The organism is Streptomyces sp. W16 (assembly GCF_033194735.1).
Lineage (GTDB): Bacteria > Actinomycetota > Actinomycetes > Streptomycetales > Streptomycetaceae > Streptomyces.
Window position 1 is genome coordinate 1 of record NZ_JAWOAI010000007.1, and the last position, 23,919, is coordinate 23,919.

The following is a 23,919-nucleotide window of genomic DNA, read 5'->3' on the forward strand; positions in this document are numbered from 1 at the left end:
CCGCCGCCGCCGAACTCAGCAGCAGCGCACTGCCGACGGCACCGGCCTGCGTGGCGGACAGCGGAAGCCCGGCGTCGAGGCGGCCGACGGTGGTGGGCAGGAGGTAGGGGGCGAGGTACCCGGCCGTGAAAAGGGCGACTAGGGGCCAGGGCGTGGTGGTGCTGCGGGCGAACACGGGCGTTCCCAGGGCATGCGAAAGAAGCGGCTCAAAAGGGGGATTGGGCGACGACCGTCGACGGACAGGAACGCGCGGCCAATTTGTATCAAGCACGCGGTTGGGGAAAGAAGGGCGGGGGGTGTGATGTGGGGCACGTTGCGTTTGCCATGGGAGATGCGGGGCAAAAACTGCGCCGAACTTTTCAACGCCGTTCATTTTTCAGCCCGTCCGGCGTTTGAGGACGAGGCCCCTTCAGGGCCGAAGCGGGGGTCTGGGGGCGCAGCCCCCGGAAGGCGCGCCCGCTACCGCCAGTGCACAGCCCCACCGGCCGCAGCCGACGCACCCTCGATCTTCGCCCGGATCTCCCGCATCACCGCGACGATCTTCCCCTCGTGCTCCGGCGTCAGCCGAACCACCGGCACCGAGCAACTGATCGCATCCAGCGGCGGGCTGTCGTACCGCAGCGCAAAGCCGAAACCGACGATCCCCACGACGCCCTCCTCGCGGTCGATCGAGTAGCCCCGGGCGCGAATCGAAGTGAGGTCGGCGGCCAACGCATCCCGGTCGGTGTGCGTGTTCGGCGTCGCGGCCTCGTACGGCCCGGCCGGCAGCTCGGCGTCCGGCCGTTCCGCGAGCAGCGCCTTGCCCAGGGCACCGACGTGGGCCGGGAGCCGTCGCCCCACCCTGCTGATCGTCCGGAGGTACTCGTGCGACTCCCGCGTCGCCAGATACGCCACGTCCCGGCCGTCCAGCCGCCCCAGGTGGATCGTCTCGCCGAGTGCCTGGGACGCCTCGTCGAGATACGGCCGTACGGTCCGCACCCGCGGGTCGGAGTCCAGATAGCTGGTGCCGGTGAGCAGGGCGTGGATGCCGATGCCGTAGAGCGAGCCGGTGCTGTCGGTGCGGACCCAGCCGTGCGCGATCAGGGTCTGGAGGAGGGCGTACATCGAGCTGCGCGGCACGCCCAGCTCGTCGGCGAGTTCCTGGAGGCGCGCGGGACGGTCGCCGCGCGCGGCGAGCAGTTCGAGCAGCTCGACCGTGCGGGCGGCGGACTTCACCTCGCGGACGCCACCGGGCTCTGACATGGGGAGATGGTAGCGAGCGGGTGCGCCCCATTGACGGCTGTGGTTCGCGTACCTAACCTTTGTCTTCATACATGGATGACGTCTACATAGGGAGATGGCCAGGAGATGGCCCAGGTGAACGGCGAAACGGAGACCGTGGTGCGCAGGCTGCGGGACGGGATGGCGGGCGGCGTGCTCTCCTTCCCGCTCACCTCCTTCCACGACGACGGCTCCCTCGACCCCGACGGCTTCCGCACCCATGTCGCCGCCCAGACCGCCACCGGCCCCGGCGCGATCTTCCCGGCCTGCGGCACCGGCGAGTTCTTCTCGCTCGACGAGGACGAGTACCGGCAGGTCGTCACCATCGCCGTCGAGGAGGCGGCCGGCCGCGTGCCCGTCGTCGCCGGCGTCGGCTACGGCTGGGCACAGGCATCCCGCTTCGCCCACCTCGCCGAGGAGGCCGGCGCCGACGCGCTCCTGGTCCTCCCGCACTATCTCGTCGCCGCCCCGCAGGACGGCCTGGTGGCACAGCTGGAGCAACTCGCCGCCCGCACCCGGCTCCCGCTCATCGCCTACCAGCGCGGCCAAGTCACCTTCACCGCCGACTCGTTGAGGCGGATCGCGCGCATCCCCGGCGTCATCGGCCTCAAGGACGGCCACAGCGACCTCGACCGCCTGCAACGCCTCACGCTCGCCGCCCCCGAGGGCTTCCTCTTCTTCAACGGCGCCTCCACCGCCGAGATCCAGGCCCGCGCCTACGCCACCGTCGGCGTCCCCGCCTACTCCTCCGCCGTCCACGCCTTCGCCCCCGAGATCGCCAACGCCTTCTTCGCCGCGCTGCGGGACGGCGACGACAAGACGGTCGAGAAACTGCTGCGCGAGTTCTACGTCCCGTTCGTCGAACTCCGCGACCGGGTACCGGGATACGCGGTGTCCCTCGTCAAGGCGGCGGCCCGGTTGCGAGGCCGCCCGGTAGGACCCGTGCGCGCCCCGCTCACCGACCCCACGGCCGCCGACCTGGCCGACCTCACCACCCTGCTCAGCACCGGACTCGACCTCGTAGGAGCCGCGCTGTGAACCTCACCATCGCCGACGTCCGGCTCACCCCGATCCTGGTCGCCGACCCGCCGCTGCTGAACACCCAAGGCGTCCACCAGCCCTACACCCCCCGCCTGATCGTCGAGATCGAGACCGCCGACGGAATCACCGGCCTCGGCGAGACCTACGGCGACACCAAGTACCTGGAACTGGCCCGCCCCTACGCCGAGAAGCTGATCGGCCGTCAAGTCAGCGACACGAACGGACTGTTCACCCTCGCCGACGAACTCGCCGTCGACAGTTCCCGGACCTCCGCGCAGGTCGACGTCGGCGGACTGCGCGGCGTCCAGACCGCCGACAAGCTGCGTCTGTCCGTTGTCTCCGCCTTCGAGGTCGCCTGCCTCGACGCCCTCGGCAAGGCGCTCGGACTGCCCGTGCACGCACTGCTCGGCGGCAAGGTGCGGGACGCCGTGGAGTACAGCGCGTACCTGTTCTACAAGTGGGCCGACCACCCCGAGGGCGTGGCGAGCGAGAAGGACGACTGGGGTGCGGCCGTCGATCCGGCCGGAGTCGTGGAGCAGGCGCGGAAGTTCAAGGAGCGCTACGGCTTCACCTCCTTCAAGCTCAAGGGCGGGGTCTTCCCGCCCGACGAAGAGATCGCCGCCGTACGGGCGTTGGCGGCGGCCTTCCCCGACCACCCCCTCCGGCTCGACCCCAACGGCGCCTGGTCCGTGGAGACTTCGCTGAAGGTGGCGAAGGAACTCGGGGACGTCCTCGAATACCTGGAGGACCCCGCCCTCGGCACCCCCGCCATGGCCGAGGTGTCCGCGGGCACCGACGTGCCGCTCGCCACCAACATGTGCGTGACGACGTTCGCCGAGATCAAGGAAGCGTTCACGCGCGATGCCGTACAGGTGGTGCTCTCCGACCACCACTACTGGGGCGGACTGCGCAACACCCAGCAACTGGCCGCCATCTGCCGCACGTTCGGCGTCGGCATCTCCATGCACTCCAACACCCACCTCGGCATCAGCCTCGCCGCGATGACCCACGTCGCCTCGACCGTCCCCAACCTCCACCACGCCTGCGACTCCCACTACCCCTGGCAGTCCGAGGACGTCCTCACCGAACGCCTCACCTTCACCGACGCCAAGGTCACCGTCTCCGACGCGCCCGGCCTCGGCGTCGAACTCGACCGCGCCAAGCTGGAGTTGCTGCACCAGCGGTGGCTCGACGACGACGGTGCGCTGCGCGAGCGCGACGACGCGGCGGCGATGCGGATCACCGACCCGGAGTGGGTGACGCCCTCGATGCCGCGCTGGTAGGAGCGGGCCGCCCGGCCGGGAGGGGGTGACCGGATCCGGACGCCCCCGCCACGGGCAGCCGCAGGGTACTCGCGCGCACCGTACGGCCCGGACCTGCGGTTGCCCGAAACCGGCGCGACGGGTGGTCCCGGAGCGGGAGCCGCGCTCACGCGTGCGTGGTGGTGCACACTGGCCTGATCCGCATCACGTCAGGGAGCGCACCGTGACCGCGTCCACCGCGTCCACCGGAAAGGGATCGTCGTCCGACCGGGAGAGGAGATCCTGTCCGGCCCAGGTCGATCCCCTCTCCGGACTGCGCGCGCCGGACGACCCGCCCTGGGACGTGTACCTCACCGGCACCGTCTTCCTCGACATCATCTTCACCGGCCTCGAATCCGCCCCCGTACGAGGCACCGAGTCCTGGGCCCGCGGGATGGGATCGAGCCCCGGCGGCGTCGCCAACATGGCCACCGCACTGGCCCGCCTCGGCCTGCGCACCTCACTCGCCGCGGCCTTCGGCGACGACCACTACGGCGAGTACTGCTGGGACGCGCTGGAACAGGGCGAGGGCATCGACCTCTCCGCCTCCCGCTCGGTACCCGGCTGGCACTCCCCGGTCACCGTCTCGATGGCCTACGAGGGCGAACGCACGATGGTTTCCCACGGCCACGAGCCGCCCCTGGAGACCGAGTTCAGCGAAGGCGGCGCACCGGCCTGCCCCCCACGCGCGCGTGCCGCCGTCGCCTCCCTCACCCCCGGCAAACAGGCCCCCTGGGTCGCCCAGGCCGCGAGCGAGGGCACCCGGATCTTCGCCGACGTCGGCTGGGACGAGACCGGAGCCTGGGACCTCGCCGGACTCGCCGACCTCGCGCACTGCGAGGCGTTCCTGCCGAACGCCGAAGAAGCCATGCGCTACACCGGCGCCGCCTCTCCCCGCGCCGCCGCCCACGCCCTCACCGAACACGTACCCCTTGCAGTCGTCACCCTCGGCGCGGACGGCGCCTACGCCGTGGACCGCCGTACCGGAGAATCCGCCGAGGTCCCGGCGATCGCCGTCGAAGCCCTCGACCCCACCGGCGCCGGCGACGTCTTCGTGGCCGGCTTCGTCACCGGCACCCTGGCCGGCTGGCCGCTCGCCGACCGCCTCGCCTTCGCCGGTCTCACCGCCGCTCTCTCCGTCCAGGAGTTCGGCGGCTCCCTCTCCGCACCGGGCTGGCCCGAGATCGGCGCCTGGTGGCGCAAGGTGCAGTCGGTCGAGGGCCAGGACCCGACGGCCCTGAACCGGTACGCGTTCCTGGCGGGACTCGTTCCGGAGGAACAGGGCGACGGCAGTCCCTGGCCGCTCCGGCGGGCGGTGCCGACGATCGGGTTCGGCAGGTCGACGTAGGGGAGAGACACGGGGCCGGTAGCTGTTCGCCGCCCGGCCCGGGGGGTGAACCGTTCCTGCTCGGGCTCAGCAGGCGCCCGCCCGCTCCACCACCCCGACGACCTCTTCCCGCACCGCCTCGAAGACCGCCTCGGGCAGGGTGCCGAGCGGTGTGAGCGCCAGCGCGCCGAGAACCCGGGCGGCATCGCTGTCGTAGGGAACCGTCTCGCTGAGCACGTCGTAGCCGTCACGGACAGCGACCCGCAGAGTGGGCCGGTCCGCCCCTGTCACGGCGACCGCGACCACGAACGGAACCTCTCCGCGCAGCACACCGGAGAGCTTGCGATAGCCGCTCGCCACCGGCTCCCGCCAGCGCAGACTCAACAGCACCGGCCGCTTCGCCAGCAGCTCGGGGAGATCGGTCTCGACGGGACCGTCCGGTTCCAGGACCACCGCGCGGGCATCCAGCACCAGCGCCGGCGGCAGCAGACAGCGCAGCGTGCTGCCCACTATGTTCCCGCCGACCGTCGCGGTCCGGCGCACCGCACCGGTCCCCACCCCGGCCGCCGCCCGCCGCAGCACCTCCGGCACCCGCGCGTCGATCTCGTGCAGCAGTACGGCCGCGCCCAGCGTCCCGTCCCCGATCACCCTCGCCTCGGGCACCTCGCGCAGGGACACCGCCTGCTCGGGGAAGCCGTCCCGTTGCCAGCCGGCCCATACGAGCGTCGCCCCGCCGACGGGTACCGCTCCCTCGGCCAGACACTCCTGCGCTTCGGACACGGACGTGGGCAGACGCACGAACACAGCGGCCGACCTGCTTTCCCTGCATGGCTTTCTTGACGGACATAGCGCATTGTCCGTACATACGAGGGGGCGCGAACAGGGCTCACAGCGTCACCATGTGCACCCTCCCTGCGCCGGGCACGCCCCGTATTTCGTGGCCCGACGGTCACCGAAAAGCCCTACGGCGTTGTCAGTGGCCCGGCGTACCCTGGAAATCACCAGGCCGCCCTTGTGGCGGGCGAGTCATATCGAGGAGGACGAGCAAGGCCTACGAGCCGGCCCATGACTCAGACACCCACAGCTCACACCCCCGCGCAGGGACAGGCGAGAGCAGAGATCACCGTCCCCGCCCAGCACGCCATGGTGACCCTCCTGGGATCCGGCGACGCTCTCCTGCGGGTGATCGAGAAGGCCTTCCCGGCGGCCGACATCCACGTCCGGGGCAATGAGATCAGCGCGGTCGGCGATGCCCGTGAAGTCGCCCTCATCCAGCGCCTGTTCGACGAGATGATGCTGGTGCTCCGCACCGGGCAGCCGATGACGGAGGACGCAGTGGAACGCTCGATCGCCATGCTCAGGGCGAGCGAGAACGGGGATGGTCCCGAGGAGACACCGGCCGAGGTGCTCACCCAGAACATCCTGTCCTCGCGAGGCCGCACGATCCGCCCCAAGACCCTCAACCAGAAGCGCTACGTCGACGCGATCGACAAGAACACGATCGTCTTCGGCATCGGCCCCGCCGGCACCGGCAAGACCTACCTCGCCATGGCCAAGGCGGTCCAGGCCCTCCAGGCCAAGCAGGTCAGCCGCATCATCCTGACCCGCCCGGCGGTGGAGGCGGGCGAGCGGCTGGGATTCCTCCCGGGCACCCTGTACGAGAAGATCGACCCGTACCTGCGCCCCCTGTACGACGCCCTGCACGACATGCTGGACCCGGAGTCGATCCCGAAGCTGATGGCGGCGGGGACGATCGAGGTGGCGCCGCTGGCATACATGAGGGGTCGCACCCTTAATGATGCTTTTATCATCCTGGACGAGGCCCAGAACACGAGCCCCGAGCAGATGAAGATGTTCCTCACCCGGCTCGGGTTCGAGTCGAAGATCGTGATCACCGGTGACGTGACGCAGGTGGACCTGCCGAGCGGGACTAAGTCGGGGCTTCGGCAGGTGCAGGACATCCTGGAGGGGCTCGACGACGTGCACTTCTCCCGCCTGTCGTCGGCGGACGTCGTCCGGCACAAGCTGGTCGGCCGTATCGTCGACGCGTACGAGAAGTACGACAGCGAGCACGGTACGGAGAACGGCACCCACAAGGGTGCCCGTGACAAGCGGAAGTAGATCAGCACGACCATGTCGATCGACGTCAACAACGAGTCCGGAACCGAGGTCGACGAGCAGGCGATCCTCGACATCGCCCGCTACGCGCTCGCGCGGATGCGCATCCACCCGCTCTCCGAGCTCTCGGTGATCGTCGTGGACGAGGACGCCATGGAGCAGCTCCACATCCAGTGGATGGACCTGCCCGGGCCGACCGATGTCATGTCCTTCCCGATGGACGAGCTGCGTCCGCCGAGCAAGGACGACGAGGAGACTCCGCAGGGGCTCCTCGGTGACATCGTGCTGTGCCCGGAGGTCGCCAAGAAGCAGGGCGAGGAAGCCGAGACGCAGCACTCCATGGACGAGGAGCTTCAACTGCTCACCGTCCACGGTGTGTTGCACCTGCTGGGGTACGACCACGAGGAGCCGGACGAGAAGGCCGAGATGTTCGGTCTGCAGGCCGCCATCGTGGACGGCTGGCGCGCGGAGAAGGGCCACGACGGCCCCTCCCCGGCGCCGACGGTCTCCTAGGGCACCGGGGCACCACTTCCTATGAGTCCTCAGATCGTCGTCGGCGCCATCGCCCTGGTCGTGGTCGCCTGGCTCGCCGCCTGCGCGGAGGCGGGCCTCGCGCGCGTCTCCAGTTTCCGGGCCGAGGAGGCCGTACGGTCCGGTCGGCGCGGCAGTGCCAAGCTGGCGCAGGTCGCCGCCGACCCGACGCGCTATCTCAATGTGGCGCTGCTGGTCAGGGTCGTCTGCGAGATGGCCGCCGCCGCGCTGGTCACCTACGAGTGTCTGCAGGTGATCCACGGGACCGCGCCCGCGCTGCTCGCCGCGATCGGCGTCATGGTCCTCGTGTCGTACGTCGCGGTGGGGGTCTCCCCGCGCACCATCGGGCGCCAGCATCCGCTGAACACGGCCACGGCGGCGGCGTACGTGCTGCTGCCGCTCGCGCGGATCATGGGGCCGATCCCGTATCTGCTGATCCTCATCGGCAACGCGCTCACCCCGGGCAAGGGTTTCCGGCGCGGTCCGTTCGCGTCCGAGGCCGAGTTGCGGGCGCTGGTGGACCTCGCGGAGAAGGAGTCGCTGATCGAGGACGAGGAGCGCCGTATGGTGCACTCGGTCTTCGAACTGGGCGACACCCTCGTCCGTGAGGTGATGGTGCCGAGGACCGATCTCGTCGTCATCGAGCGGTACAAGACGATCCGTCAGGCCCTCACCCTCGCGCTCCGCTCCGGTTTCTCGCGGATCCCGGTGACCGGGGAGAGCGAGGACGACATCGTCGGGATCGTGTATCTGAAGGACCTGGTCCGCAAGACGCACATCAGCCGGGACGCCGAGTCCGAGCTGGTCTCGACGGCCATGCGGCCCGCCAGCTTCGTGCCGGACACCAAGAACGCCGGTGATCTGCTGCGCGAGATGCAGCAGGAGCGCAATCACGTCGCGGTCGTCATCGACGAGTACGGCGGCACGGCCGGCATCGTCACCATCGAGGACATCCTGGAGGAGATCGTCGGCGAGATCACCGACGAGTACGACCGTGAACTCCCGCCGGTGGAGGAGCTGGGCGACGACCGTTACCGGGTGACGGCGCGGCTGGACATCGGTGATCTGGGGGAGTTGTACGGCTTCGAGGCGTACGACGACGAGGACGTGGAGACGGTGGGCGGGCTGCTGGCGAAGGCGCTGGGTCGTGTCCCGATCGCCGGTGCCTCCTCTGTCGTAGAGCTGCCCGACGGCCGCGAGCTGCGGCTGACGGCGGAGGCCTCGGCCGGCCGCCGGAACAAGATCGTGACGGTGCTGGTCGAGCCGGTGGGTCCGGGCGGCTCGCCGGAGGAGGAGACGAAGCCGGAGTGAGCCCCGAGGAACTGCGCGCGTTCTGCCTGTCGTTCAACGCGGTGGTGGAGGACTTCCCGTTCAGCCCGGACATGTCGGTCTTCAAGGTGCTGGGCAAGCTCTTCGCCCTGACCCGGCTGGACGGCCGGCCCCTCACGGTCAACCTCAAGTGCGACCCGGAGGACGCGATCCGGCTCCGGGAGGAGTACGAGGGGCTGATCATCCCCGGGTATCACATGAACAAGCGGCACTGGAACACGGTGACGGTGGACGGGGACCTTCCGGAACGGCTCCTCAAGGAGCTGATCGAGGACTCGTACGACCTGGTCGTGGCGGGGTTGCCACGGGCGGAGCGGCTGCGGCTCGACCGGCCGTGAATCCGGGTGAGCGGCGGATGAAGGCGTGTCAGAATCCGGCGCATGGCTGCTGCTGTGCGATATCCGCGTCCGCTGTGTCCCGGCGACCGGGTCGGTGTCACGTCCCGCCGCCGCCGCCGACCGTGCCGCCGAGCTGACGGACATGCTCACCGACCCCGGCATCCGGGTCGTGGTGCCTCCGTGGGGCGGGGAGACCGCGATCGACATGCTGCCGCTGCTCGACTTCGAGCGGATCGGGCGGGCCGAGCCTGCCTGGGTGGTGGGCTACTCGGACATCTCGACTCTGTTGACGCCCCTGACGCCCCTGACCCTGCTCACCGCGACCGTGCACGGCAACTCCCTTATGAAGACGCCCTATTGGGTGCCTGAGGGGCTGCTGTCCTGGCTGGACGTCGTTGCCGCGCCGCAGGGTGAGCCGTTCACGCAGCCCCCGCCGGACCGTCATCGGAGCCCGGGCCGGGACGACTTCGCGGGGCATCCGGAGGTCCGGGACTTCACCTTGGACACCCCGGGGCGCCGGACCCGCCTCGACGGCGACGGCGATGTCGGCATCGAGGGCCGGCTGATCGGCGGCTGTGTCGAGACGCTGGCCAATCTCGCGGGAACGCCGTACCTGGACGTCGTGTCCTTCGCGCGGAGCGCGGCTCCCGAAGGGCTGCTCGTGTATGTCGAGGCGTGCGAGGACAACGCGTTCACCATCTGCCGGAATCTGCACGGCATGCGGCTGGCCGGGTTCTTCGACGCGGCGAACGCGGTGCTCGTCGGCCGGACCCACGCGCCCGACGCCCCGACGCTCACCCGGCAGGAGGCCGTCATGGACGCGCTCGGCCCGCTGGGCGTGCCGGTGATCGCGGACGTCGAGTGCGGTCATGTCGCGCCGTATCTGCCGCTCGTGAACGGAGCGCGCGGCCGGGTCGTCCACACGGCCACGCGCTCCGAGATCATCCAGATCCTGGACTGACGTCTCATACGGCGGCCGGGTCGGCCTTCCGGTTCCTGCCGAGGCCTACGGCGACCAGTACCGCCGCCCCCAGCACGATCGCCGCGTCGATGCCCACGACCGTGTGGACCCCCGTCATCAGGTCGCCCGAGGTGGTGGCGAGCACGCCCAGCAGTGGGATGCCGACGGTGAGGCCGATCTGCTGGGTGGAGGTGACGAGGCCGGTGGCCAGGCCCTGTTCCTCGTCGGGGACGCCGGAGGTGACGGTCAGGCCGTAGGAGATGATCGCGCCCAAGTGGCACATGCTCGCCAGGGAGACGGCGGCTGTGGCGAGCCAGACCGACCAGGTGTGGGTGTTGAGGCCGAGGAGGGCGGCCACGAAGACGGCCTGGCCGGTGAGCGACGCGAGCAGGGTGCGGCGGGCGCCGATGCGGCCGATGACCTTCGGGGCGTAGACGCCGGCTACCGCCGAGAGGACGCCCTGGACGCCGAAGACCAGGCCGGTCTCGAAGGACGACAGGTGCAGGATCTCCTGGAGGTACAGGGTCAGGACGAAGACCACCGTCGACATCATCGAGAAGGTGACCAGACCGCCCAGATTGCCCCAGGCGACCGTGCGGCGGCGCAGCATGGGGAGGGAGATCAGGGGGTGGGGCGTGCGTGCCTCGACGTACGTGAATGTCGTGAGGAGCAGTACGCCCGCGATCAGGGTCGTGATCACGTCGGTGCGGGCGAAGCCGTGGTCGGCTGCCGTGGACAGGGCGTAGATCAGGGCGAGCAGGCCGCCGGTGACGGTGATCGCGCCGGGGATGTCCAGGCGGGGGCGGTCCGGGGTGCGGGACTCGGGCAGCAGGGCGGGGGCCAGGGACAGGACGATCACGGCGAACAGGGTGAGCAGGGCCATCGTCGAGCGCCAGCCGAGGGTGTCGGTCAGGACGCCGCCGGCCACCATGCCGGTCGTGTAGCCGAGCGAGAGCAGGGTGCCGGAGATGCCGAGTGCGCGGTCGCGGGCCGGGCCTTCGGGGAAGGTGGTGGTGAGGAGGCTCATGCCGGTGGGGACGATGGTCGACGCGCCCAGGCCTTGCAGTGCCCTGCCCGTCAGGAAGGATGCCGGGTCCCAGGCGAAGGTCGCCAGCAGGGAGGCCGCGCCGAACAAGGTCAGGCCGGCGAGGAACAGACGACGGCGGCCGTAGAGGTCGCCGATGCGGCCGAACAGGAGCAGGAAGCCGCCGGACGGCAGTGCGAACGCGGTGACCGCCCACTGGAGGCCCGACTGGCTCATGCCGAGGTCGTCGCCGAGGGTGGGCAGGGCCACGTTGAGGACGGAGAAGTCCAGGGCGACCATGAACTGGGCCGCGCAGAGGACGAAGAGGACGAGCTTGTCGCGCGTCGAGAGTTTCGGAGTGCCGAGTGGTTCGTGGACGGGGGGAGTGGTCGTGTCGGTCGCCATGAGGAGAGCTTCCGGCCGTCGGAATAGCCGTGGGGAGACGGAAGTTGTGCTGGTGGTGGCACCACCAGTCAGCGCTAGGGGGATGGGTACGTGGCTGAGGATGTCCTGAAGAGCCGTCGGCTGAGCGAACTGCGCGAGTTCCTGATGAGCCGCCGCGCCCGGGTTTCCCCGACCGAGGCGGGCCTCCCGGACGGCGGGGCGCGGCGCCGTACGCCCGGGCTGCGGCGTGAGGAGGTCGCCGTGCTCGCGGGCGTGGGCGCCTCCTGGTACCAGTGGCTGGAGCAGGGGCGGGACATCTCCGTGTCGCCGCAGGTCCTCGACTCCGTCGCCCGGGTGCTGCGGCTGAGCAACGCGGAGCGGCGCCATCTGTACGCGCTGGCCGGGCTGAACCCGCCCGCGCCCGAGCCGGCGGCCGACCACGGCTGTGAGGGGATACAGCGGCTGATCGACGCCTGGATGCCGTTCCCGGCGCACATCATGGACCGCTACTACAACTGCGTGATCTACAACGACGCGGCGGGCTGGGTGCTGGGCATGCGGCCGGAAAACACGCAGAACTGTCTGATCGACTTCTTCACCGACCCGCTCTACCGGGCCCGTTCGCAGAGCTGGGAGCGTAACGCGCGCACGGTCGTCGCACAGTTCCGGGCGATGTGCGCGGACAGCCCCGACGACGAGGGTTTGCAGGCGGTGCTGGCCGAACTGACCTCCGTGAGCCCAGAGTTCACCGAGCTGTGGGCGCGGCGGGACATCCAGGACGCCGGGGTGGTCCGCAAGGAGCTGGACCATCCGCTGGTCGGTCTGCTGTGCGTGGAGTCGACGGCGCTGAAGGTACCGGCCCGACCGGATCTCACGATCGTGCTGCACACGCCGTTGGACGAGGCGAACACGGTGGCGAAGCTGGAGTGGCTGGCCTCGCCGGAGGGGCGGCGGGGTGCGATGTACCCCGTGGCGGGATGAGCGGACCGGTCCTTCGTATGCTCTGCTCATGACCGACAGCAGCGCGCTTGACCCCGAGGACCGCAAGATCGTCACCCTGGCCCGTTCGGCCCGGGCCCGTAATGGTGTGCCCGAGGGCGCCGCTGTGCGGGACGAGACCGGGCGGACGTATGTCGCCGGGACCGTTGCCCTTGAGTCGCTGAAGCTGAGTGCGCTGCAGACGGCGGTGGCGATGGCGGTGGCGTCCGGGGCGAAGTCGTTGGAGGCGGCGGCGGTGGTGACGGAGGCGGAGTCCGCGTCCGCGGAGGACCGTGCGGCTGTACGGGATCTGGGCGGGCCGGAGACGCCGGTGCACGTGGCTGCGCCGGACGGGAATGTTCGGCTGACGGTCGCCGCGGGCTGAGGTGCTGCTGGGGGCTCCGCCACAGATGCCCACACCTGAAAAGTCCCCGTGTCCGGAAGTAACCCGTCCGGATTTCGCCCTTGCTCTCCCCCCGTCTCCCGCGCATCAATGGAACCGTAAGTTCCGACGGACCGTCAGATTCTCGCTCGTGTGGCGCACCGCACCGCGTCCGTGAGTGGCTCTGAGGTGTTTCTCCCGTCCATCCCCACATGGCATTCCCAGACTCGGGAAGGGAACCAGATCCATGAAAGGCAAGCTGAGAAGCAAGCGAATCGGAACGGGTGCGGCACTGGTGACGGGGGTCCTCGCGGCCACCTCGCTGGCGTTCGCGCCCAGCGCTCTCGCCGTCACTCCCCAGACGGCGACGATCACCGCGAGCTGCGGCATCTTCGGCGGCGGCGCGGCCACCATCACGGCCACGCAGGACGGTACGGCGGCCACGGTCACCGTCAACTCGTCCATCACCGCTCCGCTGGCCCTGGCGCAGGACTCCATCGCCTCCACCTTCACGTTCGTGAACGCGAGCGGTGGCACGACCGTCTTCAGCGGGACGGTGAACCCGGCCATGGCGACCGGTGACGCCGTCACCGTCGGTCCGCTCAGTGGCACCGTCGCCTCCGGTGACAGCCTGGAGGCGTACGGCGGCTCGCTGAAGATGACCATCTTCGGTATCGCCGTGACATGCACGGCCACCGCGGCACAGTCGCCGGGTCCGTTCGTGTTCGACTGAGAATCTCGCTGAGAATTCCCCCCACGGGCTCAACTGGGCCGTCAGTTCCCGCTGTTGAGCGCGAACTGACGGTCCATCAGTTTATTTTCCCGTGTCCATTGACTTCTCACGCGATCCCCACATCAATGCCCCCTGTGGACGCAGACGAGCCGCTGCGCCCATCGTCCTCAGGAGGGGGCACAGCCATGGCTACGACATCCCGAAGACGCCGTTGGGCGTCGTTGCTCGGGGTGACCGCGCTCGCGGTCGCCACGGGCGGTGCGCTGGCCTGTCCGGCCGGCGCGTCGACGAACGTGGACTTCGCCACGCACTGCATCCCGCCGGCGATCGCGGGCATCCCGCCGATCGACGGCACCACGACCGCCGCGATCACGGTGGACAACACCGCGCCGAAGGTCGGCGACACCGTCACCGTGACGTACACGGTGGTCACGCCCGCCGCCAGCAACCCGACCGCGATCGCCCTGCCGGCCGACATCATGACGCCGACCGGGAAGGTCACCCTCGGCGGTGCCCAGACCGGCAGCCTCACGGTGGCCGGGCCCAAGAAGAACGACCCGGTGCCGGGCAACGGCGCCTTCCCGTCGTTCTCCATGACCGGCACCTTCACGGTCACCACCCCGGGCGCGATCACCCTCTCGCCCGGCGACTACAACATCCACACCAGCTACATCCTGGAGCTGGACACCCCCTGCACGGTGACCAACCCGCCGGCGCCGGTCTCGGAGACGGTCACCGCGACCGCCACCACTCCGGTCAACACCCGTGCGATCAGCCTGGGTTCGGCCTCCGGCAACGCCGGTGACAGCGTCACCGTGACCGGCAGCAACTTCACCCCGGGTGCCACCGTGACCCTGGCCGGGCGGTCCGGCAGTGCCCAGACCGCGGACACGGCGACCGTCACGGCCACCAGCGCCGGCACCATCAGCGGCTCGCTCACCGTCAACGACAAGACGACGACCGGGATCGTGGCGTACGAGGGCAGTGCGTGGAGTGCCGATCTGGGTGCCGGTCCCGCCGCCTATGTCGTCAACGACACCACGCCCGTTCCGCCGGGGAGTCAGAAGCTGACGACCACCGTCAAGGCGGGCAGTCTGTCGATGTCGCAGGCCGGGGACGCCGTGGGCCTCTCCGCCGTCGACTTCGGCAAGGGCGGTGCCTCCACGGGCGCCCTCAACACGGTGACGGTCCAGGACTTCCGCGGCGGACCCGCGGGCTGGTCCCTGACCGGCAAGGTCACCGACTTCACCGGTCCCGGCGCCAAGATCGATGCCGGGGCGCTGAGTTGGACACCCGCCTGCGCCACCAAGGCGGGCAGCCCGAGCACCTGTGTCGCCGGTTCGGCGGGCACCGTGGGCAGTTCGGGAGCGACGCTCGCGTCCACGCCCGACGGTACGGTCACCGGCGGCGAGTTCACCGCCGACGCCGGACTCTCCCTGAACGTACCGGCGTTCACGCCTCCGGGCTCGTACTCCGGCGTTCTGACGCTCACGCTCACCTGACCGTCCGAACTCACCTCCGGTGGCCGGGCGCCCGCACCCGCCCGACCGCCACACACCACGTCCGTGGGGGTCCGCACCCATGCGCAAGCTGTACGTCCTCCTCCTGAGCCTCTGCTTCGGCGCGCTCGCCGCGCCCTCCTCCCACGCGGCGGACAACGGCAGTTGGTCCGTGTACCCGGCCGCCTCGCAGATCGCCGCGCGGCCGTACTTCTATCTCTCCGCCGACCCCGGCCAGACCATCCAGGACAAGGTGGTCGTCGCCAACAAGACGGCGAAGCCGCTCACCTTCCGGCTGTATGCGGCCGACGCCTACAACACCGCGCGCGACGGCGGGTTCGCCGTGCGGACGGTGCAGGAGAAGATGCGCGGGGTGGGCGCGTGGGCGAAGCCCGCCAAGTCCCGGGTAACTGTGCCCGCCCACAAGACAGTTACCGTGCCGTTCACCCTGCACGTGCCCGAAGGCGCCGAACCGGGCGACCACCCGGGCGCGTTGGTGGCCCTCGACGAACGCGTCGACAAGGGCGACGGCTCCCTCGCGCTCGGCGTGCAGCGGGCCGTCGGCGCCCGTGTCTACCTCCGGGTGAGCGGCCCCACGCTGCCCGCACTCGCCGTGGAACACGTCCACGTGTCCCATCACCAGCCGCTGGTACCGGGGTTGGGGAGCAGCGACGCGACGATCTCCTACACGCTGCACAACACCGGCAACGTCACCCTCGACCCGAAGGTGACCCTGAAGGCACAGGGGTTGTTCGGTCGTACGTTGCTGTCGCGTGGACTGACCCGGATTCCGGCCGAGTTGCTGCCGGGGCAGAGCGTGAAACTCAGCGAGTCGTGGAAGGGCGCGCCCCAACTCGACTGGGGCGACATCACGTTGACCGCGAGCGCGCCGGGCACGAAGCAGTCGGCGAGCGCGTCGTTCTTCGCGCTGCCCTGGCTCGCGGCGGCGCTGCTGCTCGCGGTCGGGTTCGTCGGGGGAGTGCTGGCGGTCAGAGCGCGTCGGGGCCGCGCTCGCCCGTCCGTACCCGAACGACCGACTCGACCGGAATCGACCACACCTTCCCGTCCCCGATCTTCCCCGTCCGCGCGGCGGTGACGATCGCGTCGAGCACGGCGTCCGAGTCCGCGTCGTCGACGACGACCTCGATCCGCACCTTCGGCACGAGGTCGACGCGGTACTCGGCGCCGCGGTACACCTCGGTGTGGCCGCGCTGCCGGCCGTAGCCGCTGGCCTCGGTGACGGTCAGGCCGTGCACACCGAGCTCCTGGAGCGCCGTCTTGACCTCGTCGAGGCGGTACGGCTTGACGATCGCGGTGATGAGCTTCATGCCTGGGTGCTGACCTTCTGAGCGGAGGGGAGGGACGCGCCGACCGGGGCGCCGTGGCCCAGGACGCCGTGATCGTATGCGCTCTCGGCGTGCACCGTAAGGTCAAGACCCGTCAGCTCCTCTTCCTCACTCGCGCGCAGGCCCATCAGCCGGTCGAGCAGCTTGCCGATGCCGTACGTCACGAGGAACGCGTACGCCCCTACGGCGGCCACGGCCACCAGCTGCTTGCCGAGCTGGGCGAGGCCGCCGCCGTAGAGGAGGCCTTCGGGGCCGCCGGTCAGTTCGGTGGTGGCGAAGACGCCGATCAGGAGGGTGCCGATGATGCCGCCGACCAGGTGGACGCCGACGACGTCGAGCGAGTCGTCGTAGTTCAACTTGAACTTCCAGCCGACCGCGTACGAGCAGACGGCACCGGCGGCGAGGCCGACGACCAGCGCGCCGAGCAGGGAGACCGAGCCGCAGGACGGGGTGATGGCGACCAGGCCGGCCACCGCGCCCGAGGCGGCGCCCAGGGTGGTGGGGTGGCCGTCGCGCTTCTGCTCGACGAAGAGCCAGCCGAGGAGGCCGGTGCAGCCGGCGGTGAGGGTGTTGAGGAAGGCCGCGGCGGCGAGGCCGTTGGCGCCGAGCGCGGAGCCCGCGTTGAAGCCGAACCAGCCGAACCAGAGCAGGCCCGCGCCCAGCATGACCATGGGGAGGTTGTGCGGGCGCATGGCGTCCTTCTTGAAGCCGAGGCGCGGGCCGACCACCAGGCACAGGGCCAGGCCGGAGGCGCCCGAGGTGATCTCGACGGGGAGACCGCCGGCGAAGTCGAGGGCACCGAGGTGCGCCGCGATCCAGCCGCCCGGGCCCCACACCCAGTGCGCGACGGGAACGTATACGAGCAGCGCCCAGACGGGCACGAAGACCAGCCACGCCCCGAACCGCACCCGGTCGGCCACCGCGCCGCTGATCAGCGCGGCCGTGATGATCGCGAAGGTGAGCTGGAAGGTGGCGAAGAGGAGGGTGGGGACGGTGCCGTGGACGCTGTCCGGGCCGAGGCCCGTCATGCCGAGGTGTTTCACACCCCCGATGAGCCCGCCGCCGATGTCGTCGCCGAAGGCGAGGGAGTAGCCGGCGGCCAGCCACACCACCGTGACCAGGGCGATCGACACGAAACTCATCATCAGCATGTTGAGGACGCTCTTCGTGCGGACCATCCCGCCGTAGAAGAGGGCGAGGCCCGGGGTCATCAGCAGGACCAGGGCGGTGGCGGCGAGCAGCCAGGCGGTGTCGCCGGTGTCGATGCCTGCGGCGGCGAGGGTCACGGTCGTCTCCAACGGTGTGGGGGCTCGTCAGAGGGTCACCGGCCCGGGTTTCCGGTTGTGCACGGCAGTGTTTCCGCGACGTTTCATTGCGTCGGGGTTACCGAAAGCTCACCGTGTGAGGCCCGGGTGGACTGTTGTGCGGCGCGGGCTTGTGGATCAGGGACAATGGGCGCCATGAGCGTTCGTACCCCGTCATCCAAGCCGTCCGAGGCCCCTCACCGCGCCGGCTTCGCCTGCTTCGTGGGCCGCCCCAACGCGGGCAAGTCCACCCTTACGAATGCTCTGGTCGGCCAGAAGGTGGCGATCACCGCCAACCAGCCGCAGACCACACGGCACACGGTCCGTGGCATCGTGCACCGACCGGACGCCCAGCTGATCCTGGTCGACACCCCTGGCCTGCACAAGCCGCGCACGCTGCTCGGCCAGCGGCTCAACGACATCGTCCGTACGACATGGGCCGAGGTCGACATCATCGGCTTCTGTCTGCCGGCGAACGAGAAGCTGGGCCCGGGCGACCGTTTCATCGCGAAGGAACTGGCGTCGATCAAGAAGACGCCGAAGATCGCGATCATCACGAAGACCGACCTCGTCGACTCCAAGACCCTCGCCGAGCAGCTCATCGCCGTCGATCAGCTCGGCAAGGAGCTGGGCTTCGAGTGGGCGGAGATCGTGCCGGTGTCGGCGGTCGCGGACCAGCAGGTGGATCTGCTCGCCGACCTGCTCATTCCGTTGTTGCCAGAGGGTCCCGCCCTCTACCCCGAGGGCGACCTCACCGACGAGCCCGAGCAGGTCATGATCGCGGAACTGATCCGCGAGGCGGCGCTGGAAGGCGTCCGGGACGAACTCCCGCACTCCATCGCCGTCGTCGTCGAGGAGATGCTGCCGCGCGAGGACCGCCCCGCCGACAAGCCCCTCCTCGACATCCACGCCTTCGTCTACATCGAGCGGCCCAGCCAGAAGGGCATCATCATCGGCCCCAAGGGCGCGCGCCTGAAGCAGGTCGGCATCAAGTCGCGCAAGCAGATCGAGGCGTTGCTGGGGACGCCGGTGTTCCTGGACCTGCATGTGAAGGTGGCGAAGGACTGGCAGCGGGATCCTCGGCAGTTGCGGAAGCTGGGGTTCTAGAGGGGGAGTTGGGGTTCTGAGGGGCTTTCTTCGCCCCCGCCGCCCCTACCCGTCCCATCCTTCTGGGGCTCCGCCCCAGACCCCGCTCCTCAAACGCCGGAGAGGCTGAAAACCAGCCCGTCCGGCGTTTGAGGACGAGGCCCCTTCAGGGCCGATGGGGGTCTGGGGGCGCAGCCCCCAGGGGGGTCGGGCTCATGTCCTGCAACCCCACCACCCGCAGCAGCTGCAGGCGTTCGTACGACTCCGTGCCCGGGCGGGCCGTGTGGATGATCAGCAGGTGGTGGGCGTCCTGGTTCAGGAGGATCTCGCAGTCCAGCTCCAGGAGGCCGACCAGCGGGTGACGGAAGCGCTTCGTGGACTGCCGCCGTATGGCGACCTCGTGTTCCTCCCACAGGCGCGCGAACTCCTCGCTCCCCGACCGTAGTTCGGCCACCAGCGCGGCCGGCTCCGGGTCGTCGGGGCGGGCCGCCGCCACCGCCCTCAGGTTCGCCACATGGGAGCGCGCGTGCTCCGGCACGTCCTCCGGGGGGAACATCTCCCGTGCCTCCGGGTTCAGGAAGAAACGGCGGAGCAGGTTGCGGTCCCGGGGCGGCCGGGCGAGCGCGTCGCCCGTCAGCGCCCGGGACATCGCGTTCTGGGCGATCATCTCGCCGCAGTCGCTCGACACGTGCGCCGGGGTGTCGTGCAGCCGGTCCAGGACCAGGAGCAGGCCCGGACGCAGGTGCGCGGACCCGCCTCCCCGGCGTGGCGGTTCCTCGCCCGTCAGGTGGAAGAGGTGGTCGCGCTCGTCCTCCGTGAGCCGCAGCGCCCGCGCGAGCGCCGTGAGCATCTGGCGGGACGGGCGCGGGCCGCGGGACTGCTCAAGCCGCGTGTAGTAGTCCACGGACATCCCGGCGAGCTGCGCCACCTCCTCGCGGCGCAGGCCCGGCGTACGGCGGCGGGCGCCGGCCGTGAGGCCCACGTCGGAGGGGTCCAGGCGGGCCCGGCCCCGGCGCAGGAAGTCGGCGAGTTCGGCTCGGTTCACCCTTCCAGCGTGCGGCAGTCCGCCCGGCTTATCCAGGGACTGTCGATCCCCTGATCGGAAGGTCTCTCCCGGTACCCGCCCACCCGCTCGAAGCTGGTCGGGACGAGAGGAGCACATGATGCTGACACTGGTGACAGGCTCGACAGGACAGGTCGGCCGCCGCTTCGTACCGAGGCTGCTGGCACAGTCCAGGCCGGGGGATCGGGTACGGGTCCTGGTGCGGGACGCGGCCCGCGCCGAACCCTTCGCGGAGCTGGGCGCCGAGGTCGTGCTCGGCGATCTGCGGGACGAGGCCGCACTCGGCAAGGCGGTCTCCGGCGTGGACGCGGTCGTGAACGTCGCCGCGTCCTTCCGCGGCGTACCGGACGAGGAGACCTGGGCCGTCAACCACGCGGCGGCGGTGGCACTGGGCCACGCAGCACTCGCCTCCGGCGTACGGCGCTTCGTCCAGGTCAGCACGGGGCTCGTGTACGGCACCGGACGGGGCCGCCCCATGACCGAGGAGGACGAGAGCCGGCCCGGCGGCGAGATGTGGGGCGCCTACCCCGAAGCGAAGGCGGCGGCCGAACGGGAACTCCTCGCGCTCGACGACATGGACGTCCGCGTCGCCCGACTCCCCTTCGTCTACGGCGAGGGCGATCCTCATCTCGCCAACTCCCTGCGCTGGGCGGCCCATTGGGCGTCGAACCAACGCCTGCACATGGGCCACCATGCGGACGTCGCCCAGGGCCTCCTGCGCATCCTGCACGCCCCGGGAGTCGCCGGCCGGATCTACAACATCGCCGACGACGCCCCGGTCACCGCGGTCGAACTCCATCTGCTCAACGGCGTCGGGATCCCCGCCGAACTCCACGAACGCACCGACCCCGACCCGTGGTTGGGCATCATGTCCACCGAGCGGATCCGCCGGGAACTGGGCTACCGTCCACTGTTCCCGACGGCGTGGTCGGCCCGGGACGCGGGCGTGCTCTGACCCGGGTCAGTCCACCCCCCGAATCCGCCGCACCAGCAACGCCCCTACCATCCCGATCACCGCCGACACCAGATACAGCACCCGGTACCCGCCCAGATACGTCACGATCGGCGCGGCGAGGGCGGGGGCCGCGACCTGGGGAAGGGCGTTCGCCACGTTGATGACGCCGAGGTCCTTGCCGCGGTCCAGGGCCTTCGGGAGTACGTCCGTCATCAGGGCGAAGTCGACCGAGGTGAAGACGCCGAAACCGATGCCCAGGAGGGCCGCCGCGGCGATCGCGCCCGGCCAGGTCTGCCAGCCCGCGAGGACCGCCGTCGCCACCGCCATCAGGACGCCGGACCAGATCACGAACGGCTTGCGGCGGCCGACCCGGTCGGACCACACCCCGCCGACCACGACGGTGGCGAGGAGCGTCAGCCCGTTCACCGCCGTCAGGATCAGTACGCCCTGGTCGGGGTCGTCGTAGTGCAGGCGGTCCCGCAGGTAGTAGAGGAGGTACAGCAGCACCAGCGCGTTGCTCAGGTTGATCAGGAAGCGGGTCAGCCATGCCCAGCCGAGGTCGGGGTAGCGGCGCGGACTCAGCCAGAAGCCCTTGAGGAAGCCCTGCCAGGACCACGGCGGGCGGGTCTCCGGCGGGAGTTGGAGGTCCTTGTAGCGCAGTACGTACGGCAGCACGCCCACCGCCGTGAACACCGCGCACGCCACATAGCCCGCCCCGATGCCCCCGGCTGCCGTCGCCAGCCCGGTCCCGCCGACCACGCCCAGGATCTGCGCGGCGCCCAACCAGCCGCCCACAGAGCCCCGTTGGAGGCGCGGGACGCGGTCGGGGACGGCCGCCGTGACCGCCGCGAAGGCCGCGTTCAGGGTGAGCTGGACCAGGCACCAGCCGGCCGCCATCGTCCACACCCCGCCCGCCCCCGCGAGCAGCAGCAACGACAGCGCCCCGCCCGCCGACCCGGCCACGATCCACGGCGTACGGCGGCCCCAACGCGCCGTCGTACGGTCGGACAGCGCGCCGAAGAGCGGATTGGCGACCAGGGACACCAGCGCGCCCGCGCCGGTCACCCACGCCAGCATCGTCTCCTTGGACATGCCGGTGCCGGGCGCGAAGTCCTTGGCCTGGGAGGCCAGCAGGATCTGCAGCGGGCCGTACCAGCCCACCCAGATCGCCCCGTTGGCGAGCGAGAGCGCGGAGGTCCAGCCCCGGCCGACCCGTTCGACGGGCTCGGCGAGGGCACCGGACGCGGAGACCGCGTCGGCCGTCGTCATCCCTCCACCCGCGCTCTCTGCGCCCGCAGCAGGCCCTGGAACCAGCCGTACGACGCCTTCGGGGTGCGCGCCTGCGTCTCGTAGTCGACGTGGACGAGGCCGAAGCGCCGCTCGTAGCCCTCCGCCCACTCGAAGTTGTCGAGGAGCGACCACACGAAGTAGCCGCGGACGTCCACGCCCGCCTCCAACGCCCCGTGCAGCGCCCGGACATGGCCGTCGAGGTAGGCGATCCGGTCCTGGTCGTCGACGCCCTCGTAGGAGCAGCCGTTCTCGGTGATGACGACGGGCGGGAGGCGGTCGCCGTAGCGGTCGCGGAAGGTGGTGAGGAGTTCGGTGAGGCCCTCGGGGACCACCGGCCAGCCGAAGTCCGTGACCGGGACGCCCTCGATGTCCCTTACCGAGAAGGGGAGTTCGGCCGGGAGGGTCAGTCCGCCGAACTCGATCTCCGCGCCCTGGGGTGCCCCGACCCGGCTCGGCGCGTAGTAGTTGATCCCGTACCAGTCGATCGGCTCGGCGATCACCTTGAGGTCGGACTCGACGTCCCCGGGCATCAACTCGCCGAGTCCGGAGGGGTATTCGCCCAGCAGCAGGGGGTCGGCGAACAGGCGGTTCAGGAGGAGGTCGTAGAAGTTCGCCGCCTCTATGTCCTCCGGCTCCTGGGACGCCGGCCAGGTCGGGCCGTGCGAGTTGGCGATCCCGATGTCGGTGGCACCGGCCGCGCGCAGCGCCCGTACCGCCAGACCGTGGGCCAGGAGTTGGTGGTGGGCGACCGGAAGCGCGTCGAAGAGGAGTGTCTTTCCGGGGGCGTGGGCGCCCAGCGCGTGCCCCAACAGCGTATGTTCCGCAGGCTCGTTGAGGGTGATCCACTTCTTCACCCGGTCGCCCAGGCGGTCGGCGACCACGGACACGTACTCGGCGAAACGCGACGCCGTGTCCCGATCCAGCCAGTCCTGCGTGACCGGGAGATCCCAGTGGAACAGGGTCGGGACCGGACGCACGCCCGCCTCGCCCAGTTCGTCGACGAGACGGTCGTAGAAGTCGAGGCCGCCGGGGGAGTTCACCCGCGGCCAGGAGATCGAGAAGCGGTACGCGTCCACGCCCAGGCCGGCCAGGAGGGCCACGTCCTCGTGGTGGCGGTGGAAGTGGTCGCAGGCCACCGCCGCCGTCGAACCGTCCTTGATCCGGCCCGGCTCGGCCTCGAACACGTCCCATACGGAGGGCTCGCGCTCGCCCGCCGCGCCCTCGATCTGGTGGGCCGAGGTCGAGACACCCCAGAGGAAATCGGCCGGGAACCGAGGTATCGGGTTGCCTGCATCAGTCGCCATGCGCCGGATCATCCGTACCGCTGGTAACGGGTGTCAACGGGCGGGCGTGAACAAGCAGTTACGCACCTTCCTTCAACACCCTTGAGATCAGCGTCCGTTGCTCCTCCGTAAGCCGGGGGTCGGCCGTGTACACGGTCTTCCCGTCCACCGTGATCTCGTAGTGGAAGCCGTCCGGGACACCGGTCTTCGGCGTGCGCTGGCCGTCGGCGACCGCCTGTTCGGCCAGCGCGTGCCACTCGTGTGCGTCGGGCCGCGCCGAGGTGTCGACCTCGCCGCGGCGCTCGATGCCACCGAACCCGCCCGTGCGTCGTACCTGAATACGCATGGGTCCTGTCTAGTACGGATACGGGTACGGCGCGACTGCC

At 70.3% G+C, this 23,919-nt stretch carries 24 protein-coding genes and 1 pseudogene; 15 read left to right on the forward strand and 10 right to left on the reverse strand.

Annotated features, from left to right (window positions below):
• Positions 1-187 (reverse strand): annotated as a pseudogene (locus R6V09_RS01825) (MFS transporter); the annotation flags it as partial.
• A 272-nt stretch (positions 188-459) separates the two neighbouring features.
• Entirely contained in the window at positions 460-1,242 is a 783-nt protein-coding gene (locus tag R6V09_RS01830; RefSeq protein WP_317879533.1) for an IclR family transcriptional regulator, read from the reverse strand.
• Between the two features lie 105 nt (positions 1,243-1,347).
• On the opposite strand from R6V09_RS01830, the gene R6V09_RS01835 reads away from it, so the two are divergent.
• The 3 genes from R6V09_RS01835 (at position 1,348) to R6V09_RS01845 (ending at position 4,950) form a co-directional block, all read left to right on the forward strand.
• Positions 1,348-2,298: a 5-dehydro-4-deoxyglucarate dehydratase gene (locus tag R6V09_RS01835; protein ID WP_317879534.1), complete on the forward strand. Its 951-nt coding sequence runs from the start codon at positions 1,348-1,350 to the stop codon at positions 2,296-2,298.
• Positions 2,295-3,584: a glucarate dehydratase family protein gene (locus R6V09_RS01840; protein ID WP_317879535.1), complete on the forward strand. Its 1,290-nt coding sequence runs from the start codon at positions 2,295-2,297 to the stop codon at positions 3,582-3,584. The genes R6V09_RS01835 and R6V09_RS01840 overlap by 4 nt, the downstream gene beginning before the upstream one ends.
• Positions 3,585-3,786: 202 nt before the next feature.
• Complete coding sequence (locus R6V09_RS01845; RefSeq protein ID WP_317879536.1) at positions 3,787-4,950, forward strand: carbohydrate kinase family protein; 1,164 nt, start codon at positions 3,787-3,789, stop codon at positions 4,948-4,950.
• Positions 4,951-5,016: 66 nt separating this feature from the next.
• Here the strand turns inward: R6V09_RS01845 and R6V09_RS01850 are convergent, their stop codons facing one another.
• Positions 5,017-5,733 carry an FAD binding domain-containing protein gene (locus R6V09_RS01850; protein WP_317879537.1) on the reverse strand — a complete coding sequence of 239 codons (717 nt, stop codon included), beginning with the start codon at positions 5,731-5,733 and terminating at the stop codon, positions 5,017-5,019.
• Between the two features lie 261 nt (positions 5,734-5,994).
• Between R6V09_RS01850 and R6V09_RS01855 the strand changes: the two genes are divergently transcribed.
• Genes R6V09_RS01855 through R6V09_RS01875 form a run of 5 tightly spaced genes read left to right on the forward strand, consistent with a single transcriptional unit; the run spans position 5,995 to position 10,206 of the window.
• Positions 5,995-7,050, forward strand: a complete 1,056-nt coding sequence (locus R6V09_RS01855; protein WP_317879538.1) for a PhoH family protein — start codon at positions 5,995-5,997, stop codon at positions 7,048-7,050.
• A gap of 12 nt (positions 7,051-7,062) precedes the next feature.
• Complete coding sequence (gene ybeY / locus R6V09_RS01860; protein WP_317879539.1) at positions 7,063-7,560, forward strand: rRNA maturation RNase YbeY; 498 nt, start codon at positions 7,063-7,065, stop codon at positions 7,558-7,560.
• 21 nt (positions 7,561-7,581) lie between these two features.
• A complete protein-coding gene (locus R6V09_RS01865; RefSeq protein WP_317879540.1) occupies positions 7,582-8,889 on the forward strand; it encodes a hemolysin family protein in 1,308 nt (435 codons plus the stop codon).
• Positions 8,886-9,245 (forward strand): MmcQ/YjbR family DNA-binding protein, encoded by a 360-nt coding sequence (locus R6V09_RS01870; protein ID WP_317879541.1) that lies wholly within the window; start codon positions 8,886-8,888, stop codon positions 9,243-9,245. Before R6V09_RS01865 ends, R6V09_RS01870 begins: the two co-directional genes overlap by 4 nt.
• A 25-nt stretch (positions 9,246-9,270) precedes the next feature.
• Entirely contained in the window at positions 9,271-10,206 is a 936-nt protein-coding gene (locus R6V09_RS01875) for an LD-carboxypeptidase (RefSeq protein WP_317879542.1), read from the forward strand.
• A gap of 4 nt (positions 10,207-10,210) precedes the next feature.
• On the opposite strand, the gene R6V09_RS01880 is transcribed toward R6V09_RS01875, so the two are convergent.
• Entirely contained in the window at positions 10,211-11,635 is a 1,425-nt protein-coding gene (locus R6V09_RS01880) for an MFS transporter (RefSeq protein WP_317879543.1), read from the reverse strand.
• Between the two features lie 90 nt (positions 11,636-11,725).
• Between R6V09_RS01880 and R6V09_RS01885 the strand changes: the two genes are divergently transcribed.
• From R6V09_RS01885 to R6V09_RS01905, 5 genes are all read left to right on the forward strand, one after another.
• Positions 11,726-12,595 (forward strand): helix-turn-helix transcriptional regulator, encoded by an 870-nt coding sequence (locus R6V09_RS01885; protein ID WP_442809950.1) that lies wholly within the window; start codon positions 11,726-11,728, stop codon positions 12,593-12,595.
• A 28-nt stretch (positions 12,596-12,623) separates the two neighbouring features.
• Positions 12,624-12,977, forward strand: a complete 354-nt coding sequence (locus R6V09_RS01890) for a cytidine deaminase (RefSeq protein ID WP_317879544.1) — start codon at positions 12,624-12,626, stop codon at positions 12,975-12,977.
• 244 nt (positions 12,978-13,221) lie between these two features.
• Positions 13,222-13,707: a hypothetical protein gene (locus tag R6V09_RS01895; protein WP_317879545.1), complete on the forward strand. Its 486-nt coding sequence runs from the start codon at positions 13,222-13,224 to the stop codon at positions 13,705-13,707.
• 185 nt (positions 13,708-13,892) lie between these two features.
• Entirely contained in the window at positions 13,893-15,209 is a 1,317-nt protein-coding gene (locus tag R6V09_RS01900; protein ID WP_317879546.1) for a beta-xylosidase, read from the forward strand.
• A gap of 79 nt (positions 15,210-15,288) precedes the next feature.
• The gene (locus R6V09_RS01905) at positions 15,289-16,302 is read left to right on the forward strand and encodes a WxL protein peptidoglycan domain-containing protein (RefSeq protein WP_317879547.1); all 1,014 of its coding nucleotides are present in this window, start codon (positions 15,289-15,291) and stop codon (positions 16,300-16,302) included.
• Here the strand turns inward: R6V09_RS01905 and R6V09_RS01910 are convergent.
• Positions 16,196-16,534, reverse strand: coding sequence for a P-II family nitrogen regulator (locus tag R6V09_RS01910; protein ID WP_317879548.1), 339 nt, complete (start codon positions 16,532-16,534; stop codon positions 16,196-16,198). The genes R6V09_RS01905 and R6V09_RS01910 overlap by 107 nt on opposite strands.
• Positions 16,531-17,838 (reverse strand): ammonium transporter, encoded by a 1,308-nt coding sequence (locus R6V09_RS01915; protein WP_317879549.1) that lies wholly within the window; start codon positions 17,836-17,838, stop codon positions 16,531-16,533. The genes R6V09_RS01910 and R6V09_RS01915 overlap by 4 nt, the downstream gene beginning before the upstream one ends.
• Before the next feature lie 165 nt (positions 17,839-18,003).
• Between R6V09_RS01915 and era the strand changes: the two genes are divergently transcribed.
• Positions 18,004-18,963: a GTPase Era gene (gene era, locus R6V09_RS01920; protein ID WP_317879550.1), complete on the forward strand. Its 960-nt coding sequence runs from the start codon at positions 18,004-18,006 to the stop codon at positions 18,961-18,963.
• A 145-nt stretch (positions 18,964-19,108) separates the two neighbouring features.
• Here era and R6V09_RS01925 read toward each other — a convergent pair whose 3' ends face one another.
• Positions 19,109-19,987 (reverse strand): helix-turn-helix transcriptional regulator, encoded by an 879-nt coding sequence (locus tag R6V09_RS01925; protein ID WP_317879551.1) that lies wholly within the window; start codon positions 19,985-19,987, stop codon positions 19,109-19,111.
• Between the two features lie 118 nt (positions 19,988-20,105).
• Here R6V09_RS01925 and R6V09_RS01930 point away from each other — a divergent pair, with 118 nt between their 5' ends.
• Positions 20,106-20,960 (forward strand): NAD-dependent epimerase/dehydratase family protein, encoded by an 855-nt coding sequence (locus R6V09_RS01930; protein ID WP_317879581.1) that lies wholly within the window; start codon positions 20,106-20,108, stop codon positions 20,958-20,960.
• A gap of 6 nt (positions 20,961-20,966) precedes the next feature.
• On the opposite strand, the gene R6V09_RS01935 is transcribed toward R6V09_RS01930, so the two are convergent.
• The 3 genes from R6V09_RS01935 to R6V09_RS01945 are packed head-to-tail and all read right to left on the reverse strand — an operon-like array spanning position 20,967 to position 23,879.
• Complete coding sequence (locus R6V09_RS01935; protein WP_317879552.1) at positions 20,967-22,229, reverse strand: MFS transporter; 1,263 nt, start codon at positions 22,227-22,229, stop codon at positions 20,967-20,969.
• The gene (locus R6V09_RS01940) at positions 22,226-23,566 is read right to left on the reverse strand and encodes a GH1 family beta-glucosidase (RefSeq protein WP_317879553.1); all 1,341 of its coding nucleotides are present in this window, start codon (positions 23,564-23,566) and stop codon (positions 22,226-22,228) included. The genes R6V09_RS01935 and R6V09_RS01940 overlap by 4 nt, the downstream gene beginning before the upstream one ends.
• A gap of 46 nt (positions 23,567-23,612) precedes the next feature.
• A complete protein-coding gene (locus tag R6V09_RS01945; RefSeq protein ID WP_317879554.1) occupies positions 23,613-23,879 on the reverse strand; it encodes a protealysin inhibitor emfourin in 267 nt (88 codons plus the stop codon).
• Between the last annotated feature and the right edge of the window lie 40 nt (positions 23,880-23,919).

What these genes read in the sequence shown, in the direction of transcription:
- R6V09_RS01830 (WP_317879533.1), bottom strand. Translation starts at nt 1,242, where the DNA reads ATGTCAGAGCCCGGTGGCGTCCGCGAGGTGAAGTCCGCCGCCCGCACG.
- R6V09_RS01835 (WP_317879534.1), top strand. Translation starts at nt 1,348, where the DNA reads ATGGCCCAGGTGAACGGCGAAACGGAGACCGTGGTGCGCAGGCTGCGG.
- R6V09_RS01855 (WP_317879538.1), top strand. Translation starts at nt 5,995, where the DNA reads ATGACTCAGACACCCACAGCTCACACCCCCGCGCAGGGACAGGCGAGA.
- ybeY (WP_317879539.1), top strand. Translation starts at nt 7,063, where the DNA reads ATGTCGATCGACGTCAACAACGAGTCCGGAACCGAGGTCGACGAGCAG.
- R6V09_RS01865 (WP_317879540.1), top strand. Translation starts at nt 7,582, where the DNA reads ATGAGTCCTCAGATCGTCGTCGGCGCCATCGCCCTGGTCGTGGTCGCC.
- R6V09_RS01880 (WP_317879543.1), bottom strand. Translation starts at nt 11,635, where the DNA reads ATGGCGACCGACACGACCACTCCCCCCGTCCACGAACCACTCGGCACT.
- R6V09_RS01890 (WP_317879544.1), top strand. Translation starts at nt 12,624, where the DNA reads ATGACCGACAGCAGCGCGCTTGACCCCGAGGACCGCAAGATCGTCACC.
- R6V09_RS01895 (WP_317879545.1), top strand. Translation starts at nt 13,222, where the DNA reads ATGAAAGGCAAGCTGAGAAGCAAGCGAATCGGAACGGGTGCGGCACTG.
- R6V09_RS01900 (WP_317879546.1), top strand. Translation starts at nt 13,893, where the DNA reads ATGGCTACGACATCCCGAAGACGCCGTTGGGCGTCGTTGCTCGGGGTG.
- R6V09_RS01905 (WP_317879547.1), top strand. Translation starts at nt 15,289, where the DNA reads ATGCGCAAGCTGTACGTCCTCCTCCTGAGCCTCTGCTTCGGCGCGCTC.
- R6V09_RS01910 (WP_317879548.1), bottom strand. Translation starts at nt 16,534, where the DNA reads ATGAAGCTCATCACCGCGATCGTCAAGCCGTACCGCCTCGACGAGGTC.
- era (WP_317879550.1), top strand. Translation starts at nt 18,004, where the DNA reads ATGGGCGCCATGAGCGTTCGTACCCCGTCATCCAAGCCGTCCGAGGCC.
- R6V09_RS01930 (WP_317879581.1), top strand. Translation starts at nt 20,106, where the DNA reads ATGCTGACACTGGTGACAGGCTCGACAGGACAGGTCGGCCGCCGCTTC.
- R6V09_RS01935 (WP_317879552.1), bottom strand. Translation starts at nt 22,229, where the DNA reads ATGACGACGGCCGACGCGGTCTCCGCGTCCGGTGCCCTCGCCGAGCCC.
- R6V09_RS01940 (WP_317879553.1), bottom strand. Translation starts at nt 23,566, where the DNA reads ATGATCCGGCGCATGGCGACTGATGCAGGCAACCCGATACCTCGGTTC.
- R6V09_RS01945 (WP_317879554.1), bottom strand. Translation starts at nt 23,879, where the DNA reads ATGCGTATTCAGGTACGACGCACGGGCGGGTTCGGTGGCATCGAGCGC.